This is a genomic window from Methanobrevibacter sp. (assembly GCF_017409525.1).
Classification (GTDB): Archaea; Methanobacteriota; Methanobacteria; order Methanobacteriales; family Methanobacteriaceae; genus Methanocatella.
In genome coordinates, this window is the sequence record NZ_JAFQSO010000012.1 from 39,603 (window position 1) to 58,604 (window position 19,002).

At 35.2% G+C, this 19,002-nt stretch carries 26 protein-coding genes; 9 read left to right on the forward strand and 17 right to left on the reverse strand.

The annotated features are described in order from the left end of the window. Positions 1 to 20: 20 nt before the first annotated feature. Positions 21 to 1,274, reverse strand: a complete 1,254-nt coding sequence (locus IJE64_RS05785) for a zinc ribbon domain-containing protein (protein ID WP_292783326.1) — start codon at positions 1,272 to 1,274, stop codon at positions 21 to 23. A gap of 150 nt (positions 1,275 to 1,424) precedes the next feature. Here IJE64_RS05785 and IJE64_RS05790 point away from each other — a divergent pair, with 150 nt between their 5' ends. The 4 genes from IJE64_RS05790 to IJE64_RS05805 all read left to right on the forward strand — a co-directional run bounded on the left by IJE64_RS05790 (position 1,425) and on the right by IJE64_RS05805 (position 4,258). After that, on the forward strand, positions 1,425 to 2,087 hold the full coding sequence (locus IJE64_RS05790) for a class I SAM-dependent methyltransferase (RefSeq protein WP_292783329.1): 663 nt from the start codon (positions 1,425 to 1,427) through the stop codon (positions 2,085 to 2,087). 80 nt (positions 2,088 to 2,167) lie between these two features. Then, positions 2,168 to 3,127 (forward strand): PLP-dependent cysteine synthase family protein, encoded by a 960-nt coding sequence (locus IJE64_RS05795; RefSeq protein WP_292783332.1) that lies wholly within the window; start codon positions 2,168 to 2,170, stop codon positions 3,125 to 3,127. A gap of 23 nt (positions 3,128 to 3,150) precedes the next feature. After that, on the forward strand, positions 3,151 to 4,065 hold the full coding sequence (locus IJE64_RS05800; RefSeq protein WP_292783335.1) for a hypothetical protein: 915 nt from the start codon (positions 3,151 to 3,153) through the stop codon (positions 4,063 to 4,065). A 13-nt stretch (positions 4,066 to 4,078) separates the two neighbouring features. Continuing rightward, entirely contained in the window at positions 4,079 to 4,258 is a 180-nt protein-coding gene (locus tag IJE64_RS05805) for a MarR family transcriptional regulator (protein WP_292783338.1), read from the forward strand. Positions 4,259 to 4,281: 23 nt separating this feature from the next. On the opposite strand, the gene IJE64_RS05810 is transcribed toward IJE64_RS05805, so the two are convergent. Further along, a complete protein-coding gene (locus IJE64_RS05810) occupies positions 4,282 to 4,611 on the reverse strand; it encodes a hypothetical protein (protein ID WP_292783340.1) in 330 nt (109 codons plus the stop codon). Between the two features lie 12 nt (positions 4,612 to 4,623). Next, on the reverse strand, positions 4,624 to 6,072 hold the full coding sequence (locus IJE64_RS05815) for an NAD(P)/FAD-dependent oxidoreductase (RefSeq protein WP_292783343.1): 1,449 nt from the start codon (positions 6,070 to 6,072) through the stop codon (positions 4,624 to 4,626). A 117-nt stretch (positions 6,073 to 6,189) separates the two neighbouring features. Between IJE64_RS05815 and IJE64_RS05820 the strand changes: the two genes are divergently transcribed. Next, a complete protein-coding gene (locus IJE64_RS05820; RefSeq protein WP_292783346.1) occupies positions 6,190 to 6,453 on the forward strand; it encodes a zinc ribbon domain-containing protein in 264 nt (87 codons plus the stop codon). A gap of 19 nt (positions 6,454 to 6,472) precedes the next feature. On the opposite strand, the gene IJE64_RS05825 is transcribed toward IJE64_RS05820, so the two are convergent. Further along, on the reverse strand, positions 6,473 to 7,201 hold the full coding sequence (locus IJE64_RS05825; protein WP_292783349.1) for a hypothetical protein: 729 nt from the start codon (positions 7,199 to 7,201) through the stop codon (positions 6,473 to 6,475). A gap of 117 nt (positions 7,202 to 7,318) precedes the next feature. On the opposite strand from IJE64_RS05825, the gene IJE64_RS05830 reads away from it, so the two are divergent. Both IJE64_RS05830 and IJE64_RS05835 read left to right on the forward strand, forming a co-directional pair. Continuing rightward, on the forward strand, positions 7,319 to 7,768 hold the full coding sequence (locus tag IJE64_RS05830) for a MarR family winged helix-turn-helix transcriptional regulator (RefSeq protein WP_292783352.1): 450 nt from the start codon (positions 7,319 to 7,321) through the stop codon (positions 7,766 to 7,768). A 15-nt stretch (positions 7,769 to 7,783) separates the two neighbouring features. Next, positions 7,784 to 9,175 carry an MFS transporter gene (locus IJE64_RS05835; RefSeq protein WP_292783355.1) on the forward strand — a complete coding sequence of 464 codons (1,392 nt, stop codon included), beginning with the start codon at positions 7,784 to 7,786 and terminating at the stop codon, positions 9,173 to 9,175. 39 nt (positions 9,176 to 9,214) lie between these two features. Here IJE64_RS05835 and IJE64_RS05840 read toward each other — a convergent pair whose 3' ends face one another. Next, positions 9,215 to 9,673: a pyridoxamine 5'-phosphate oxidase family protein gene (locus IJE64_RS05840; protein WP_292783359.1), complete on the reverse strand. Its 459-nt coding sequence runs from the start codon at positions 9,671 to 9,673 to the stop codon at positions 9,215 to 9,217. 48 nt (positions 9,674 to 9,721) lie between these two features. Between IJE64_RS05840 and IJE64_RS05845 the strand changes: the two genes are divergently transcribed. After that, on the forward strand, positions 9,722 to 10,198 hold the full coding sequence (locus IJE64_RS05845) for a GNAT family N-acetyltransferase (RefSeq protein ID WP_292783361.1): 477 nt from the start codon (positions 9,722 to 9,724) through the stop codon (positions 10,196 to 10,198). A gap of 39 nt (positions 10,199 to 10,237) precedes the next feature. On the opposite strand, the gene IJE64_RS05850 is transcribed toward IJE64_RS05845, so the two are convergent. The 4 genes from IJE64_RS05850 to IJE64_RS05865 are packed head-to-tail and all read right to left on the reverse strand — an operon-like array spanning position 10,238 to position 12,764. Then, positions 10,238 to 10,966 (reverse strand): flavodoxin family protein, encoded by a 729-nt coding sequence (locus tag IJE64_RS05850; RefSeq protein ID WP_292783363.1) that lies wholly within the window; start codon positions 10,964 to 10,966, stop codon positions 10,238 to 10,240. After that, on the reverse strand, positions 10,967 to 11,581 hold the full coding sequence (locus tag IJE64_RS05855) for a GNAT family N-acetyltransferase (protein ID WP_292783366.1): 615 nt from the start codon (positions 11,579 to 11,581) through the stop codon (positions 10,967 to 10,969). A gap of 4 nt (positions 11,582 to 11,585) precedes the next feature. Next, positions 11,586 to 12,194, reverse strand: coding sequence for a TetR/AcrR family transcriptional regulator (locus IJE64_RS05860; RefSeq protein ID WP_292783368.1), 609 nt, complete (start codon positions 12,192 to 12,194; stop codon positions 11,586 to 11,588). Positions 12,195 to 12,245: 51 nt separating this feature from the next. Continuing rightward, the gene (locus tag IJE64_RS05865) at positions 12,246 to 12,764 is read right to left on the reverse strand and encodes a YgjV family protein (RefSeq protein WP_292783370.1); all 519 of its coding nucleotides are present in this window, start codon (positions 12,762 to 12,764) and stop codon (positions 12,246 to 12,248) included. Between the two features lie 56 nt (positions 12,765 to 12,820). Between IJE64_RS05865 and IJE64_RS05870 the strand changes: the two genes are divergently transcribed. Further along, the gene (locus tag IJE64_RS05870; protein WP_292783372.1) at positions 12,821 to 13,387 is read left to right on the forward strand and encodes a hypothetical protein; all 567 of its coding nucleotides are present in this window, start codon (positions 12,821 to 12,823) and stop codon (positions 13,385 to 13,387) included. 139 nt (positions 13,388 to 13,526) lie between these two features. Here the strand turns inward: IJE64_RS05870 and ung are convergent, their stop codons facing one another. From ung to dtd, 8 genes are all read right to left on the reverse strand, one after another. Continuing rightward, positions 13,527 to 14,186, reverse strand: coding sequence for a uracil-DNA glycosylase (ung, locus tag IJE64_RS05875; RefSeq protein ID WP_292783374.1), 660 nt, complete (start codon positions 14,184 to 14,186; stop codon positions 13,527 to 13,529). Between the two features lie 7 nt (positions 14,187 to 14,193). Continuing rightward, positions 14,194 to 14,622, reverse strand: a complete 429-nt coding sequence (locus tag IJE64_RS05880) for a tetratricopeptide repeat protein (RefSeq protein ID WP_292783376.1) — start codon at positions 14,620 to 14,622, stop codon at positions 14,194 to 14,196. Between the two features lie 31 nt (positions 14,623 to 14,653). Further along, positions 14,654 to 15,358, reverse strand: a complete 705-nt coding sequence (locus IJE64_RS05885) for an alpha/beta hydrolase (protein WP_292783378.1) — start codon at positions 15,356 to 15,358, stop codon at positions 14,654 to 14,656. Positions 15,359 to 15,365: 7 nt separating this feature from the next. Next, entirely contained in the window at positions 15,366 to 15,800 is a 435-nt protein-coding gene (locus tag IJE64_RS05890) for a hypothetical protein (RefSeq protein ID WP_292783380.1), read from the reverse strand. A gap of 1 nt (position 15,801) precedes the next feature. Continuing rightward, positions 15,802 to 16,944, reverse strand: coding sequence for a toxic anion resistance protein (locus IJE64_RS05895; RefSeq protein WP_292783382.1), 1,143 nt, complete (start codon positions 16,942 to 16,944; stop codon positions 15,802 to 15,804). 9 nt (positions 16,945 to 16,953) lie between these two features. Further along, on the reverse strand, positions 16,954 to 17,553 hold the full coding sequence (locus IJE64_RS05900) for a zinc ribbon domain-containing protein (protein WP_292783385.1): 600 nt from the start codon (positions 17,551 to 17,553) through the stop codon (positions 16,954 to 16,956). Between the two features lie 9 nt (positions 17,554 to 17,562). Beyond that, positions 17,563 to 18,483 carry a hypothetical protein gene (locus IJE64_RS05905; RefSeq protein WP_292783387.1) on the reverse strand — a complete coding sequence of 307 codons (921 nt, stop codon included), beginning with the start codon at positions 18,481 to 18,483 and terminating at the stop codon, positions 17,563 to 17,565. A 75-nt stretch (positions 18,484 to 18,558) separates the two neighbouring features. Beyond that, positions 18,559 to 19,002, reverse strand: a complete 444-nt coding sequence (dtd, locus tag IJE64_RS05910; RefSeq protein WP_292783388.1) for a D-aminoacyl-tRNA deacylase — start codon at positions 19,000 to 19,002, stop codon at positions 18,559 to 18,561.

Below are 19,002 nucleotides of genomic sequence, written 5' to 3' on the forward strand. Positions count from 1 at the left end.
AAAAAAATAAAATGAAACAATTATCTAGATTCTTCAATCCTTTTCTTGATAATTGCAACATATAAATTGTCTTTATACTTGAAGTTTTGATTGAAGTAATTGTCACGGTCTTTAAATTTTAAGGCTCCGTTCGGAGGCAATTGAATTAATAAGTCGTAAGATTCCTGCAGGTTTCCAACTTCGTATGCACATGCAGCCTTAATCAGTTTAATTCTCTTATAGAGATTTTGTTGTTCTTCAGTTCCAGTCTTACCAGTCATCGCTGCAAATGTTTTGATACCTGCGACCAAACCCGAACCGGTATGTGAACCAATTCCCTTTTTATATACGATGTGCTCAAGCTGTAAAAGCCTATCGCAGTTTCTTAAGCATCCCTCATAATCGCCTATCACCATGAATGAAATCAATCCCCAGTAGCAATTTGATTGGAATTGTCTCCAATGGTCGTATAAACCAAAGTACATCATTTTTGGCACGCCTTCCATTACATACTGTGAAACCCATTGGTCAAAATACATGGCTGTCTTCCTGTATTCCTCCTCACATCTGGATGCTTCGAATACATCTTCTATAGGACAGAATTGCTTTGATATCTTATTGATAACCTTTTTTTCTTTTTTCAGAAATTTTGTGTTTGGACCATCAAAAACTTCCGGTTGCACTGGTGTTTGAACAGTTTGTGTTTCAGATTTTGGCTCATTTGCATCCAAATTGTTTCCGCAGTTTACGCAGAATGCTGTTTGCGCGCTGTTTTCATGACCGCAACTGGCACAGGTAATCATTTCACTTTCTTGGGCGTTAGTTTCATCATCCTCTTCTTCAACATCAGTTTGTTCTTCTTGTGGTTGGTCGTCCATTTTTGTTCCGCAGTTTACGCAGAATGCAGTTTCTGCAATGTTTTCATGACCGCAACTTGGGCAGGTTTTCTTTTCGCTTTCTTGCGTATCCTCTGCAGCTTCCTCATTAACAAGTTCTTCTTCATCAGCAACTTCAGGTTCTTCGACTTCTTCCTGTGCTTCAGTTATATCATCACTTTGCTCCCCCGCATTTTCCTGTATTTCCTCCTGTTTTTCTGGTTCTGGTTCTTTTGGGGTTGCATCTGATAGTTCATTTCCACAATTTACACAAAATTTCGTATCTACATTATTATGGAATCCGCATTGCGGGCATATTTTGGATTCATTTGATACGGCATTTTCTATATTATTTCCGCAATTTACACAAAATTTTGTATCATCATTGTTTTTAAATCCGCATTGTTGACATACTTTCATTTTACTCGCCTCAAAAAGGGGTTTAATTAAGACTATTTATATAAACTATTGGTATTATACTTTATGCACTATATATTCAAATCTAATGAAAATTAAAAATAAATAATAAATAATAATACGATAAAGATTAACATGGAAAGGGTGCCGGACATGTCTGATGATGATAAATACTTGAATGGAGAATTATTGATTAATGCACGCAAACCCGAAGGGGAATTGGGCAGTGAGTTGATTGACATGATGAATGAAAATCATGAAGGCCTTGCCCAATGGAGTTTAAGCCATTTGAACATATCCAAAAATGATGTTGTTTTAGATGTAGGATGTGGCGGTGGAGTAAACATCGAAAGATTTTTGAAAATGACGGAAGCCAAAGTATTCGGCATAGATTACTCCAAATTAGCAGTTGAGAGATCTGTTGAGTTAAACAGAAAAGCCATTGATGAAGGCAAATGTGAAATTATTCAAGGTTCCGTTTCAAATTTGCCTTTTGAAGATGATAGCTTTAATATTGTCACCGCTTTTGAAACCGTTTATTTTTGGCCGGAATTTGAAAATGATTTAAAGGAGATTTTAAGAGTCTTAAAAGATGGAGGAATATTTTTTATAGCCAATGAAACAGTTCCTAATGAAAATGATAGTCGTCAAAAGGATCTTATTGAATTATTGGACATGAACCTATATTCTGAAGATGAATTTAAAAGATACTTGCTTGAAGCTGGTTTTTTACACGTTACATGTTTCACTAAAGACTCGAAGGATTCCTTTACGGGTGATGATGCAGATTGGATATGTGTCATTGCCAAAAAATAGAGACTTGTTTTTTAAAAAAGTATATTATGATTAACACACAAATATAATAATTGTTATATTATTGAATTGGATGGAATGTTATGAATATTGAGAAATTAGTAGGCAATACACCAATGATTAAGATTAATTATGAATATGAAGGAAAATTACAAAGTATTCACACCAAACTTGAATATTACAATTATTCCGGAAGTATCAAAGATAGGATTGCTTTATATATAATCCAAAAGGAAAGGGAAAATGGCAACTTAACCGAAGGTCAAGCTATTGTTGAAGTTACAAGCGGAAACACTGGCATAGCCTTTAGCGCCATGGGTGCACTTTTGGGCCATGAGGTGCATATATTCATGCCGGATTGGGTTTCCCTTGAAAGAAGAAAGCTACTTTCAATGTATGGTGCTCATGTTCATCTCGTATCCAAGGAAGATGGCGGATTCAAAGGAGCTTTACAACTTGCCGAAAAATTTGCAGAAGATAATGATGCATTCAGACCGCTCCAATTTGATAATAAATTTAATGTAGAGGCCCAATATAAAACAACAGGTCAAGAAATCATCGATGCATTTCCAGAAGTAAATGCTTTTGTCTCTGGCATCGGGACAGGCGGAACTCTTATGGGCATTGGAAAGAGATTAAAGGACAATAATCCATCATCAAAGATATTTGCCCTGGAACCGTCCACACTATCCATCCTTAAGATGGGAATGGAAGAGGGATCCCACATGATTGAAGGCATTGGTGATGACTTCATTCCAGGAATAGTCAATCAGGATTTGATAGATGACATTGTATTGATTGATGATTTGGATGCAATAAACATGTCCAAAAGAATTGCTAAGGAATTCGGTCTTGGAATCGGCATTTCCAGTGGAGCCAACTTTCTGGCCAGTGTTTTAATGAATGATGATCAGTACAATATAGCTACTGTTTTTCCAGATGACAATAAAAAGTACATTACCACAAAACTATCTGAAAGTGTAGATGAAGACCCTGAATTGCTTTCAAACAAAATAAGATTGATTGATTTTGAAGTAATCTAAATTTTTCATTCAAAGTGAATATAATGGCTAGAAAAAAGGCAAGCTTACATAAAAAAGACAACAATAAAAGGAAGAGTGGCTCTGATTATATTGCACTTGTTTTGAGAGTCATATTTGTTATATTAAAGGTGTTGCTGGATATTATTATATTCATTTCAAGATATATCGCAAACAAAATATTGGAAATTCTGGACGAGGATAATAAAAAGGAATCAAACATCCAAATTGGGAATTTCAGGATTTCCATGAAAAGTATTTTAATAATAGCAATAATCCTGCTGGCCGTTTTTCTAATAGCCTTGGCAATCCCGAACAGCGATACATCCGATAATCAGACTGCTGCGCAAACTATACAATTGGGAAACAACAGCATTGGCTACGTGGAAAAGGAAGGTCCCTATGGAAATACAAGCTCTCCAATTAAGATTGCATATCTTGTAGGGGTCCATCCCCGTGAAAGCGGTGCCCATAGCCTGATGCTGGATGCATTCAACCAAAAACAAGAAAACTTAAGCTATTGCTATTATATCTACAAGGTAAATGTAACCTCAGATTCAAGCGATTTTTCACAAAGTAGAATGAACGGGCAGCTATTGGCTCAGGAATTCGCCGTGCCGGACATGATAAACGAATCATTTAATTTGGTTGTTGACTGCCATTACAGCAATGGGGCATGGGGAGTTTCTAGATTTGTTTTCACACCAGTAGAAAACAATACTCAATCCTACTCAATTGCTCAGGATATGGGCGATAATTTTGATTGGCTGAAATATTATCTTCCGCCGAATCCTAGCAGCCCAGAATATGTTACAACTCCTTTAAATGAAGGAGGAGTTCCGGCCATCATCTATGAGGCATACACTGAAGATGACAATAATGATACTCTTGAACATGACATTCAATTGATAGAGTTTATTGACAATTGGAATTTTAAATAAATCATGTGATATTATGGATAACAAGGAAAAAGTGATTGAAGCATTCAGAAACTCCGAAGACCCACTAAACGCTAAAGCGGTGAGTGAACTTTCAGGAGTCGAGAAAAAAGAAGTGGACAAAATTATGAAAGAACTGAAAAAGGATGAAACAATCGTTTCACCTAAGAGATGTTATTGGACTTTGAAAGACTAATAATGTCTTTTTTTATTTTTTTTTTAAATCATTTTGCGAACTTCATTAAGGTTAATTTCTATAAACTGCTTGTATTTAGGATTTGCCAATATTTTATACTGTTTCTTATTGCTTTTGTCATATGCATCCTTCATCAAGCTTTGAAGCTCATCAATGTCAGTTTTCAAAACTATATCCAATTTCTTTTGTTGTTCGGGGTTCAAGTTAGCCAAGTAACCTTTGACTTTTGATTCAAATTTCAGCACAAGATTCTTGTTCTTTTTTGCAAACCTCTCAAGTAAAAATGAAGGAGTCAATGTAAAAAACTTCTCATACTGCTTAATATCATCATAAGTAATTTTATCTTCACTCATTTAACTCACCAATTACAAATCATAATGTATATTGTGCAACTTATACAAACATACGGAACTGCTTGAAGGGAAAGCGTAAATCATATAGTCAAGCTCTTCCAGGGTTATTTTCTTATTGATAATGAAAGCAAACATGTTTGCGACATTTTCAGCATTGGCAGCATATATCTCAGCACCTACAATCTGCAGATTCTTATCTACAATTACTTTTGCCTCAGCAGTCAAATCGTTTTTAAGCTCTAGCGAATAAGACCTTCCGTATCTGATAGTGTGGACATCATATTCTTCACTGTCCTGTGCAATATAGGCAGGCACTCCCACTGTTGCAATTCTTGGTATGGTATATGCAACTGCAGGAACCACAGGGTATGTGATTTCATCCGCTTTGCCCAAAAGCTCTTTTGCAAGATATTTGGAATGATGTATTGCTACTGTTACAAGTTTGGCAACACCTGTATCGGCCACATCTCCTGAAGCATAAATGTTTGGAACTTCAGTTTGCAAGTGCCCATTTACCTTAATTCCGCTTTTGGTGTATGTCAAGCCTACGTTTTCAAGACCTATATCCTCTACATTGGCCTCTCTGCCCATTGCGGCTATTACATAGTCTCCCCTTAAGCTTAATCCGCTGTCGCAATTAACGGTGAATGCATCTTCATGGGCAACATTATCTATCTTCGCTTCAGGATCCCTTAGGCTTTCATCAGAATTCATTCCTTGGACAGTGTTAAGAACCTTATCTTCAGGATTCTCAATTTCAACATCACTTGTGATTTCCTTTACGGTTTGATTAAAGTGGAATTTGATGCCTTTGCCTTTTAGGATGTCAATTACATTCTGGACATATGGCTGGTGGAAGAACTTTAAAGCCATGTTTCCTCTGACGATTACATCGGCTGTTAAACCAGCTTCAGCAAGAATTGATGCAAATTCCATTCCTACAAAACCTGCACCAATGATAATTGTGTGTCTTGGAAGCTCTGCAATATCTAAAAAGTCTGTGCTGTCGTGCAGGTATTGCTTACCTGGAATGTCAGGCTTGATGGGTTTTAAACCTGTGCATATGACTATTTTATCGGTAGTGAATTTTCTATCTCCAACCTGAACTGTATGTTCATCCAATATGACTCCCTTTCCATGTGCAACGTCCAAATCATATTCATCAAACTTGCCATCCAGGAATATGGACATTCCGGCTATGCGCTTCTGTTTATATTTCATTAAGGCAGGCCAGTCAACATCAAAATCGCCTGACTTTCCAACGCTTTCAAAGTTATTGGTTAATGCTTTTATTTCATATGGCGCATCAAGAAGTGCTTTTGAATTGCATCCTCTGTTTGCACATGCGCCTCCATATAAACTTTCTTCAACTATTAATATCTTGAGCCCTTCCTTTCTTAAAAATCGGCCCCCTTGCCATGCGGCGTTTCCACTACCAATATAAATCACATCATATTCCATATAATCACTAAGTTTAAAATTTGTCCAAAATCGTATATATAATTAAGTTTACTTTTCAAATGCTCTTTCAAAAAGTATATCTAATTAAAAATAGTTAACATATTGTAGGTGATTAGAATGGATTTTGAAAACATGAAATTTTGCCAATCCTGTGCAATGCCTATGGCTGATGATGACTTTGGAAGCCAAAAAGACGGTTCGAAAAGTGAGGATTACTGCAAATACTGTTACCAGAACGGTGAATTTACCAGTGACATTACAATGCAGGAAATGATTGACTTTTGCGTTCCAAAAACAGCAGAAGCTACTGGCATGAGTGAAGATGAAGCAAGAAAAATGTCTGAAGAGATGTTTCCAAAACTCAAAAGATGGATGAAATAATCCATCCAAACTTCTTTTTTTAGAAATTCAAGTTATCGACTGCATTGATCAGTTCCAGCATATGCTCATCCTTTACATCCTGAGGGGCGAAGCTGTATTCTTCATAGTAAAATGCAGGAATTCCATTTTCATTTAAAGGAATAGTCAAGTAAGGTCCGCTTGTTGTTGATGGCGGTGCATAATAGGTTATATTTTTACAATTTTGAGCAACCTGATTTGCATAATCTACACTTTTTCCTTCTTTAACAGGACTGAATACAAATGTTTTATATTCATATGCACCTATATTCGAATGCACATCAATAGCCAATTCGTAATTTCCATTCAATATTTCGGGATATACGTATTTTTGAGCTAGATTTTGACCGTTCTGCCTTCCTGGATTTTCATAATTGTTCAATCCATCTCCATAATAGCCGATATCTTCAGTTACGTTGATGATGTAAATGTCATAGCAGTAATTGAGATTTGTCATGTTCGGCAGTAGTTTTACAAGAGTCTTATGTGTTTCATTTTCCAATGGATGGACTCCAACGACATAAGCTATTCGTTTACCGTTAGGATTTCCAATATTCCTAATTACTTCAACAGTGCCTGAAGTTTCATTAGAATCATTCACTAGAACTTCCCTATAAATATCGTTGCTGTCAGTATTATTATCTGCACTGTTCAAAGAGATAATGGCTATGGAAAATGCAGAAATAATAATCAAAAGAATTATAATTAATATATGTTCCTTTTTAATCATTAGTTAAACTTTTATTTTTCTAGTTTATATTTTTAATTTGATTTTTGTTTCATTTTCAACTGTTTCATTAGAAACATTTATATTCCTTTACCGATATATGATAATATAAGTGATAAAATGGAAGGGGAAAACACTCAACATTTGGCTAAAAATTCACCGTTCATTGCATGGATCCACAATATCTCTTTAAATCAACAGAAATATATGAAAGCAAGGATAGAAGAGCTGGATTTTGACCATAATGTGAGATATATAATGTTTATATACGACAATCCCAATTGCTCCCAGGATGATTTGGTAAACATGTTTGGACAAAGCAAGGGAAATATTGCCAAGATATTAAAAAAATACGAGGACGAAGGATACATAAAAAGAAAAACCAATCCCGAAAACAGACGGAAATACATGTTGAATACAACTGATAAAGGAAGTAAAATCGTTCCGAAAATCAGGCAAATCTCAAAAGAATGGGATGAGCAGGTAGGATTGACAGACGAAGATTTTGAAATCAAAAAAAGACTTATGGAAATTGCTATTAAAGGCATGAAATTAGTAGAGGAAAAATAAAAGAGGGAAATAATTATGAAATTCGATTTGGAAACTGTTGTAATATTTGTTTCATTTATTACATCGTTTTTTGCAGTATTTTTATCAAATGGGATTATTATAGGGGTTCCAGCCATTGCAAGCGAATTTGCAATGAATAATGTTATTCAAAACTGGGTTCCTACAATATTCTTCTTAGTAGTTGCTGTTTTTACAGTTCCGGCAGGACAGATTTCAGGGAAATTCGGCGTTAAGAAATCATTGTTGATGGGAGTCATCGTTTATTTAATTGCATCAATCGGTGCTTGTCTTTCATTTTCAACAGAATCATTTTTGGTTTTCAGAATACTTCAGGGCGCAGGTGTTGCATTCCTAAACGTGTCTGCAATGGCAATGGTAGTCCATGCAGTAAAACCACAAAACAGAGGAAAAGCTTTAGGATTTACCGTTACAGGCGTTTATCTTGCAACTTCACTATCACCTGTGCTTTGCGGATTTTTGGTGCATAACCTGGGTTGGAGATCAATGTTCTACTTTGTAATTCCATTTTTAGTCTTATGTATTCTATTGATGGTATTCAAGATTCCAGGAGAATGGAAAACATATGAAAAGGACAAAATCGACAAGTTCGGTTCCATTTTATATGGTCTTGGAATATTGGCATTCATATATGGATTTACAACACTGACAACAACTAACGGTTTGATCCTAACCATTATCGGATTAATCATTTTAGTGATATTTGGAGCTTATGAGCTAAGGCAAAAATCTCCTGTATTCAATATGAATCTATTCAAGAACAAAAAGTTCACTTCATCAAACATTGCCGCGCTATGCAGTTACATTGCAGTAATGGTAGTCACAACAATACTAAACTATCATTTCCAATATGTCAGAGGATGGAATGCACAGATGTCCGGTTTGATATTGATTATCACACCAATAATAATGGCAATAATGGCCCCTAATGCGGGCAAGCTTTCAGACAAGATACATCCTCAGAAGCTTGCAGCTTTAGGAATGTCTATAGCTACAGTGGCTCTTTTGATATTGACCTTCCTGAATAAGGACACTCCGCTTTATCTAGTTGTTATTGCAATGATTTTGCAGGGTTTCGGAATGGGACTCTTCTCAAGCCCAAACATGAATGCTATAATGAGTTCAGTGCCTCCAAAAGATGCTCCGACAGCTTCAGCATCACAGGCAACAATGAGGACTATAGGACAAACTATGAGTCTGGGCCTTTTGACTTTGGTATTTGCTTGGGTTATGTCCAATTTGGAATTGGCCCCCCAATATGCAGGCATGATTGTTAATGCGTCCCAGATAATATGTGGAATTTGTACTCTAGCATGTATTCTGGCAGTGTTCGCTTCACTTGTTGGAATCAAATCAAAAGACAAATTCAACACTGACAGACCAAATTAAAAAAAATAGGGTTAGTTATTAATTTAACTAACTTTTAACTTATTTTTCAACGGTAATCTTACCGCTCATATGTTCAATTGTTATTTCAAAGACTTCAGTCTTATCCAACAATTTGTTTATTTCATTAACAGTATCCTCATGAGTCGGGAAGAACTTGTCTCCCAAGTGAGTTAACTTGTCTATTTTCTCATCTCTTTTTGTCAATGTCTTGATTTTTCCAAAGACAATCACACTCTTGAATGTATACCACCATTCACCATCGTTTTTAACACCTTTGTCAACAACACAATATGAAACCTTCTCATGCTTTTTTGCAGCATCCAATTTGTGGCCTTTTTGAGCTCCATGGAAGTAAATCTTTCCATCAACATATACATGGCTCATTGGAATTGCATATGGATAGTCATCATCACCCAATAGGCCGAGAACACCTCGAGGCTCATTAATCAACATGCCGATACATTCTTCAGCTGAGAGTTCCTGTTTTTTTCTTCTCATCTCCCTAAACATATTAATATATTAATTAAAACTTATTAAAATAACTACATGGCAGAATTAACTTTTAGAAATGCGAGAGAGGAAGATGTCGGTTTGATTTTGGAATTCATCAAAAAGCTGGCAGATTATGAAAAACGATTGGATGAAGTGATTGCAACTGAAGATGAATTGAAAAAATGGGTATTCGACAAAAAACAGGCTGAAGTAATCTTTGCTCTAGAAGACGGTAAAGAAATTGGTTTCGCTTTGTTCTTCTTGAGCTTTTCAACATATATCGGCAATGTCAATCTTCACCTAGAAGACCTCTTCGTCGACCCGGAATATAGAGGCAAAGGATATGGAAAGGCATTGCTTAAACAACTTGCCAAGATAGTTGTCGAAAGAGGATATGGGAGATTTGAATGGACATGTCTTTCCTGGAACAAACCAAGCATTGACTTTTATCTGTCTCTTGGAGCAGAACAGAAAGATTGGAATGTGTTTCACCTGACCGGTGATGAATTAGAAAAATTAGCTAATGAATAAATATATAACCCATTCAAATAAGAGAAAAAATTTCTCTTATTACATTACTCTTTTTAATATATTGAACATCAATTTTGCAAAAATCTTTTTGATTATGCCTAATTTTACTTCAGGTGCAAAATCATATTTAACTAGCTCTGTTTTAAACCAAAATTCCTTGTCTGCAGGAATAGGTTCATCTGTTAGCGCCATAGCTCTCCAGACATTGTAAAATATAATGTCCATAAATTTAGGGGAATGCAGTTTTTCTGAATCCATGTCCTTTCTGAACTTTTTAGCTATCTTATCAATTTTTTCTCTCTCAAGGCTGTCTTTTCCACCGCATGCAAGAGAAATTTTATATACTTTATTTACTCCCCAATGCCTTAATGTCTCATCAATGTAATTTGCCACTTTCTTCTGGCCTGCACCGGCTGTAGATACAACCACGATGGCTTTTTTTGTGAAAAATTCTGGCCTGTGATATAGATAAGCCGTATGGTCTAAGAAATTTTTAAGAAGTGCGGTTACATTCATTGCATAAACAGGAGAAGCAATTATCAGTCCGTCAGCCTCTTTTATCTTTTCCACAATAGGCATTATCAGATTTTTATGCGGGCAGAATTGCTCGCCTTTCATGATGCAATTGTAGCAACCTTTACATAAAGGAATTTCCTCTTCAAATAAATGTATTTCTTCAAAAGAACCATCTAAATTCTTTTGAACTTGCTGTACCATCATCCATGTGTTCTTCTTTCTTGGAGATCCATTAATAATCAAATATTTCATTTAAACACCCAATTGCCCTTCTTGAATCTTTTTTTCCTTATATTCAAATTTTCTGTCGAATTCTTCAACATCGTTTTCATCCACGTCAAACACGTCCGGATTTTGAAACGTTGCTTTTGTGAAATCAGGTTCAACATCATTGAATATTTTTATCATGAAAAATTCGCATTCTTCGCTTTCATCCGTTCCTTCTAGAAATATGCTGTATCTTGATGCGCTTTCAAATCCGAATCTGTGATAGTAGTTCTCATCACCTATTACAAATACATAGGGAATTTCCTTTTCGCTGATTAATTCTAGTGTATATTCAATTAGTTCAGATCCATATCCCTGATTTTGATAATTTTCATCAATTGCTATTGGTCCTAAAACCAATGCATCGATGCCGTTTCCATCATCACAAATAATCTTGCCCTTCGAATAATTGATATGGCCTATAATCTTATTGTCCTTTTCAATCACATATGCCAAATCCTTAACGAACCTTTCATCATCTCTTAAATTGTGCACTATAAAATGTTCAAAAGCTCCAGGTCGATATATATTCCAGAAGGAATTTCTAACCATGTTTTCAACGTCAAAATAATCATTTTCAGTTTCTAGTCTTATATTCATTTAATCACTCAATTTTCACAGAATCATAAATCAGATTCATGTGCTTTTGGGACTTTATGGCCAAATCATTTAGAAATTTTTCATCATCTTCAGGATAATTAATTATGAAATGTTCAATCAACAAGAACAATCCGAAATAATAGAATGACTCTGCTAGTTGTCGAGTATCGCAATCCCTTTTAATCAATCTTTTTTCTTTCATTAATTCAAATATATCCGTCCAACCGTCGATAGCATTTTCGATGATTTGTTTTTTTACATAACTTTTTATCTTTTCATTGTGATACGATTCAATTAAAAAGATCCTTGTTATTTTCATCATTTTTGCTTCGCTTAACTTAGAGATATATAAATCCAGGCCAACCTTGTAGAAATAATCAAAACTAATGTCAAGATTTTTGCCCACATTAACAAGAGGAATCTCATCTTTTGTCATTTCAAATATATAATAATCCAGTATTTCATCCAGAATGGATTCCTTGCTTTTGAAATGATTGTATATTGAACTTTCTTTGATTCCAACTTCAGAAGCAATTCGACGAATAGATACATTATCATATCCAAACTCAGAAAACAGATTTACCGAAGCATTAAAAATTTTATCCTTAGTCATATTCTCAACTAACAGTTGTTAGTTATATTAAAGTTTTAGGACAATATAAAATTAACTATCGGATTCATCTTTAATCAATTTCACAAATGAAATCAGCCCTACCAATGCAGTAAAAAGCTCAATTACTGAAGAGGAAATGTCATAGATTGCAATGAAATAGATGATATAGAATACTTCATTGACAATGAAACTCAATTTAATCCATTTAATTGATTTTAAGCAATAATTGCAAATCGTAATCTGAATTATTGCAATGATAGGCAACAAACCAATAAAACCCATTGTATTTACCATCAAACCAATGACAACAGATAAAATAATGAAAAATACAGTCCAGTTAAATGTTAATCTATCCTTATATACAAAAGCATTTCTTGTTGCTGCTATTGCCATTGTAGTAACGCCGGTCCAGGATAAAAAGAAAATGGATGATATCATCAAAACGAAAGCATTCAAAAACTGATGTTTATATGCTCTTTTCTCATCATTGACCCACATGCTCAATATGAGAAAAATACCGGCTATTAGGGATATTACATTTCCAATTATGATGTTTAACGGCAAATTCATTATTAATTTATATGAATTTAAACATTTAAATAGTTAAAGTTAATTAAATTAGAATAATGGATATTACAGCTAGTGAAATGAAAGAATCAATAGAAAGAATTTACAAAAGACTCGATAAAGTCTCTCCAGTAGATTTTGATTGCGGGAAACTTTGCGGTGAAGTCTGTTGCGTATTCGACAGTGAGGAATATCCAAATGATGAGCTTGCGCTTTTCCTTCTTCCCGGCGAAGAGTTGATGTATGAGGATTCGGATGATTTTGAACTATACTATATAGATGCAAGGGAACTTGAATTTCCGCATTCATGGAAAGGCGATGTTTGCCTTGTGAAATGCAAAAATCCTCCTAGATGTGACCGATCAATAAGGCCCATACAATGCAGGACATTTCCATTAGTTCCACATATCACCAAAAGGGGCGAATTCCATCTAGTCTTGGATGACTCCGAATTTCCATATAAATGCCCAATCATCGAAGAAAACATTGCCTTTAGAGACGATTTTTTAATTGAAACATATAACATCTGGAGGATTTTAATTGAAAATCCATTGGTTTATGATTTTGTTGACTATGATTCCAGAAAGCGAGAAAACAGAAAAGTTGATTTTGAAATCGTAATCTAGAAAACTGCAAAATAATTAATAATTCAATGAATTAAATGACATGTTTTTATAATAAACATTAATTTAATAATATCTAATTTTAAAAATATCCGTATGACAATAAATTTCTAAAAAAGTAATCCCCAATATGTAGATAGCCTTACAGTTTCCAATCAATCTCTTCCAAGTTGTTTTCCTTAAGATATTCATTGGCCAGTCTGAAATGATTGCAGCCAAAAAAACCTCGTCTTGCAGAAAACGGAGAAGGATGGGAAGTTATTAAAACCAAATGCTTTGGATTGTCTATCAGTTCCTTTTTCTTTTCAGCTTGCTTTCCCCAAAGCAGATAAACGATAGGCTGGTCCTGTTTGTTCAGAATCCTGATAACATTATCTGTGAATGTTTGCCATCCGCATTTGCTGTGTGAGTTTGCATTGCCCTTTTCAACAGTCAAAACAGTATTGAGCAGAAACACGCCTTCACGAGCCCACTTTTCAAGACATCCTGATTCTGGAATTGAGTATGAGAACTCTTCATTGATTTCCTTGAAGATGTTTTTAAGTGATCTTGGTATCGTTCTTCCGTCAGGTGTTGAGAATGCAAGTCCATGGGCCTGTCCTGGTTCATGATATGGGTCCTGGCCCAAAACAACAACTTTAACACTGCTTAATGGAGTCAACTTAAATGCATTGAAAATGTCTTCATAGGGAGGATAGACAGTTTTTGTTCTATATTCCCCATCTACAAATTCATTTATTTTTAAAAAATAATCCTTTTTAAATTCTTCCTTAAGCGCCAAATCCCAATCATTGCCTATCATAATAATCTTAATTGTTCAATTCCTTTAAACGTTTGATTAGCTCATTTTTATCCTTGCTATTGCTGATATTACTAATGCCAGATTTTAAAATGTCGATTTCACTGCCCTTATCATTCTGCAGGCTGTAAATATCAGCAAGCCCAATATATGCTTCGCTGGATTCTGGCATGATGACTATTGCCTTTTTAAATAAAGGTATGGCCTCGTCGAATTTCTCAGACATCATCAGATTCTGGGCTTTATCAATTAGCACGGACACTTCTTTTGTTTTGTCCATCTCTTTTTTTAGATACTCGGGAGTGTCCCTTTTCTTTTTTGCTTTCACATTGTCCAAAGCGTCAAAAATTCTATCTGCTTCAGACTTGTCAAAATTATCTCCCACTTCTCTTTTGGACTTTTCATCTTCTTTTTTAAATATCTTGTCAGTTAATCCCATAATACTAATATGATTTTTAAAATAAAAAAAGTTAAGTGTATTGGCTGATGAACTTGATTATTTCATCGACACATTGCTGCTGTTGACTTTCAGCAGAAATGCTGGCCTGCCCGTCACCGGATTGAGGGCCGTAGTATCCAAACTGGGCATGGTTGCCCCCTTCAATTATGAATTCGGTGAAATTACCTTGAATTAAAGATTCTGTCTTGTTGTAATTTTCCATATTCAGAACTGTATCGTTTGAGCCATATATTGATAATGTAGGTACAGTGACATTGTTGCTCGGATATGCTGCAAACAATATCAGCCCATCAGTTGAATTGGAGTGTGCAGCATAATCGGCAGCCATAACCCCTCCCAAGGAATGGCCTGAAACGAAATAATGTTCATAAGTGGAATTGTTAATTATTGAATCCGCACTGTCCTTGCCGAGAAATGCCAAATTGAATGGCATTTCAACTATATAGCAATCCACTCCCTGGCCGGCAAGCTGCGTAAACATTGGCAAATAGGAAGTGTATTCCACTTTAGCTCCAGGATAGAAAATTAATGCAGTATCATTTCCATATCCATCCAATAGTAAACCATTGGACGTTTTAACGACACTGACATTGTCTGTTCCATTCAAGTAATCAGTAGCAGTCGGCTCTGCATGCTGATAATCAGATAGATATATTCCAATAGCTATTGTTAGTATGATTAGAATTATAATAGATATTTTTAGTTTTTTACCCATAAAATCACTATAAAGCAAACAATGCAAAACATATGAACAAAATGAAAATACAAAGACAGCATGCAACTTTGCTTGATCTGTCATTGTTATTATTGGCCATGTTTGGATTATTGAAAGAAGTTGTCTGGATTCTATACATCTCTTCATTCTTATATACATCAATCAACTTCACTGCGACCCAAACAGACCGGATAATGCCTATGAACATGATTAGCATTGCAAGAAGTGAATAAAATCCAGTTATATTTGAAATAAATACGTTTCCATATAATCTATCGGCAATTAGATATATAAACCATGGCAGCTCATAAAGTACGCCTTCCAAAATCCAATTCTTATTATTGTACTTTGTACCGATGTAGATGAATCCAACTCCATTTATATACATTATAATGGAGAAGATTACCCACCATGATTTTTTAATCTTATCAAAAGCATTCATATTATTCAATCAAATTTTTATTATTTGTTTCTATTTTGTCGACAACTTTCTGACCTTCATCAGCCATATCAGAGAACATGTTGATTGTTTCTTTCATCTTAGGAAGTGCTTGTTGCTTATATGTGCTTACATCTTCAATTGCCTGAATAGCTTCAGCAAATGAAGCTTTCAAGACATCCGGGGAAATCATGGTTTCTGCACTGTGCTTTTGGATTTCACTTCCCTGTTCCTTAAGCATGTGCGAAGTTGTCTCTATGATGTTTTCAGTGGTTTCGTTCAGGATATTTATTTTATCCATAACTATTTTTTGGTCATACAATGCACTTGCAACCATTACACCTGTTCTTAAAGCTGAAACAGTCACGTTCTTTGCCCTGTTAACTCCACGAATAAGTTCCTTGTTGTTTCTTCTAATTACATTAAGGGAAACTATTCCCTGTTGGTTTACAACAATCATCTGTTGCATATCCATGATTCTTTGCCTTAAAGGGAACAAAATCTCTTCACGTACAATGGCTATCTTATTTTCATCGACACCATTAATCTCAGCTTCCTGAATTTGAGCTTCGATTGATTCATCCATCTGTTTACCGAGTTCAATATCGGCCATCAGCTTATTTGTAACTTCCCTTAAGTAGTTCTCTTCACTTAAAAGAGTGGTGTTGTCATTCTGCAAGACTTTGCTGCTGTTGTCAAGTGATTGGATGATATTGGAAATGGCCACTTCCGCCTTTTCATATTTTTCGAAGTATTTCCTGACAGGATGTAAAAGATTGCCCAATACTCCTTTTTTGGCAAAGTCGACCTTGCTTGGATCCAAATCTTTCATTTGTCTGTCCAGTTCGGATAATTTCTCCCCAATATTGTCAGCGTCTTTTCCGCCTTTGGACAAATCAACAAATCTTGTTGCCAGCATCTCATTTCTGGAAGCGGATTTGGACATGTCAGTCATACCAAAGTTTTCTATTGGCTTCAGGATATTTTCCCTTTCCTGAGGGTTGTCTAAATCAGCTTCAAAAATGGCAACAGCATTTTCGCTTGCCTGATTTTTTATATTGGAGTTTTCTAATTTCTTTTCTTCCTCTTTCATAGAGGTTTCCACATCACTTTTGATTTCATCTATATCTAAAGAGAATTCTGCCATCGTATCACCTTAATTTAAAAAATCAATACTACTTTGATCTATTGTTGAATTAAACTTTTCTACTACTTCACCATCTTTAATTATTTCCACAACTACATAATCGGGATTTGGCATTATATAAGTTGTATAATGACCAAAACTAAGCGCATAATCACTATCATAATAAATGTCTTTTAATGTTTCTATTTCATGACCTATTTCACTACCATTCCTATCGTAATATGTTGTTTTAACATTATATCCGCTTAAATCGGAGGGAACCTTGTTAAAAATTGCTTTAGTATAGAGAGTATATGAATTTCTACTATAACTATCACTATCCCAACCACCAACCCCCGTAATTGTCAAATCGACAACATGTTCAACTGTATTGCCGGAATTATCATTTCCATCTCCACCCAATCCAAAACTAAGCAGAATAACGGCACCAACAATAATGATAACAACAATTAAAATCAAAAAAATCTTTCCGTTTGTAAATATACTGTCTTTATTTTTAATATTGGTAGGTTTGGAGTTATCTGTTTGGAAAAAGTCATGTCCGCATTCAAGACAGAAATGCGCTTCATCAGGCAATTCCTTTCCACAGTCAGGACAATATTTAGTCATCTTAAACACCTAATATTCCTTTACAGATTCAATTAAGTTTTCCATATCATCTAATAAAATCTCAACATCATCTTCAGATTGGCTTTCGGAACTGATGTTGATTACCAGTTCGTTTGTCAATTCCTCAATCTGGTCAATGATGGTTTTCATGTTCCCAATTTTATTTTCTATTTCTTCTTGAATTCTTGGCGTATCTTCAACTGCCAAATCAATAATGGTTGTAGCCGCATCGACCTGCTTGTAAAACAATTTATGGCAGCTATCGACCATTGTAATAAACCTGTCATAGGTTATTTGTGGCGGTTCGAATCGTTTTTTGATTAGATCCCTAACAACACCTTCCTTAACATCATACAATACTTTCAGATTATTGATTTCAGTTTCATATCTTTTCAATGAAGGAATTCCCTTATTTGCTTCCGCTTGTTGGGAGACAGTAACTTTCGGCTGTTTGGATTGCTTAGAAACGTCAGGCTTAGGTGGAGGACTAGTCTTTTTAGATTTTTTCTCATAGCTTTTCAAATTGAATATGTAATATGCGTAAGCTAATGGCAATATAAACAATACCAGAAGTATTATTAGAAATACAGTATGTTTAGCAACGATTACGGGACCTGCCAAACTAATCAAGATTAAGTAATATAATGCAAAAATCCATGGAATGGATTCATGTACATACAGCACATCCTCCATGTTTCCAAATCCCCTTTTCAATCTAATTCTAGCTGCCGCTTTAGATTCCGGAGCATATTGGATTATTTCATCATCACTTAAAATACCTTCTCTTGGTTCAATAACGAAATTCACTTTCGATAGGGTTTCAACACAGTTTATTGACTGCCCTTCGCTGTCATAAGCTTTGGAATTTAAAAACTTCAATGGTGTCGTAAGTCTTTTAATCTCCTGAGCCTTTTGATTCTCACTAGCCATTTGCCAAGTCTCCAAGAATTTTGTATTAATATATATTAAATTATTGCTTTTTATAATTTTGTATTTATCTTGTTACTAACTTTCAAATTCCTTTTCAAGCAGTATCGTAACCGGCCCATTGTTTAACAAATCAACTTTCATGAAGGCTCCAAAAACTCCTGTTTCAACACCGACATGTTCTCTGCACTTATCGGCGAAGTAACCAAACAATTCTTCGGCCTTATCTGGTGCTAATGCCTTATGAAATGATGGCCTGTTCTTTTTTGTATGGGCATACAATGTGAATTGGGGAACCAACAGCAATTTGGCTCCAATGTCTATGGTGGATTTGTTCATCCTGCCGTTTTCATCTTCAAATATTCTCAGCTTAGCCAGTTTTCGAGCCAGGTAATCGGCTTCCCTTGTCGTATCGTTCTGGCCAAATCCAACCAGAACCATTAATCCTTGCTCTATCTCGCCAGTGATTCTGCCTTCGACTTCAACGCTTGCATGGGAAACCCTTTGAACAACAAGTTTCAT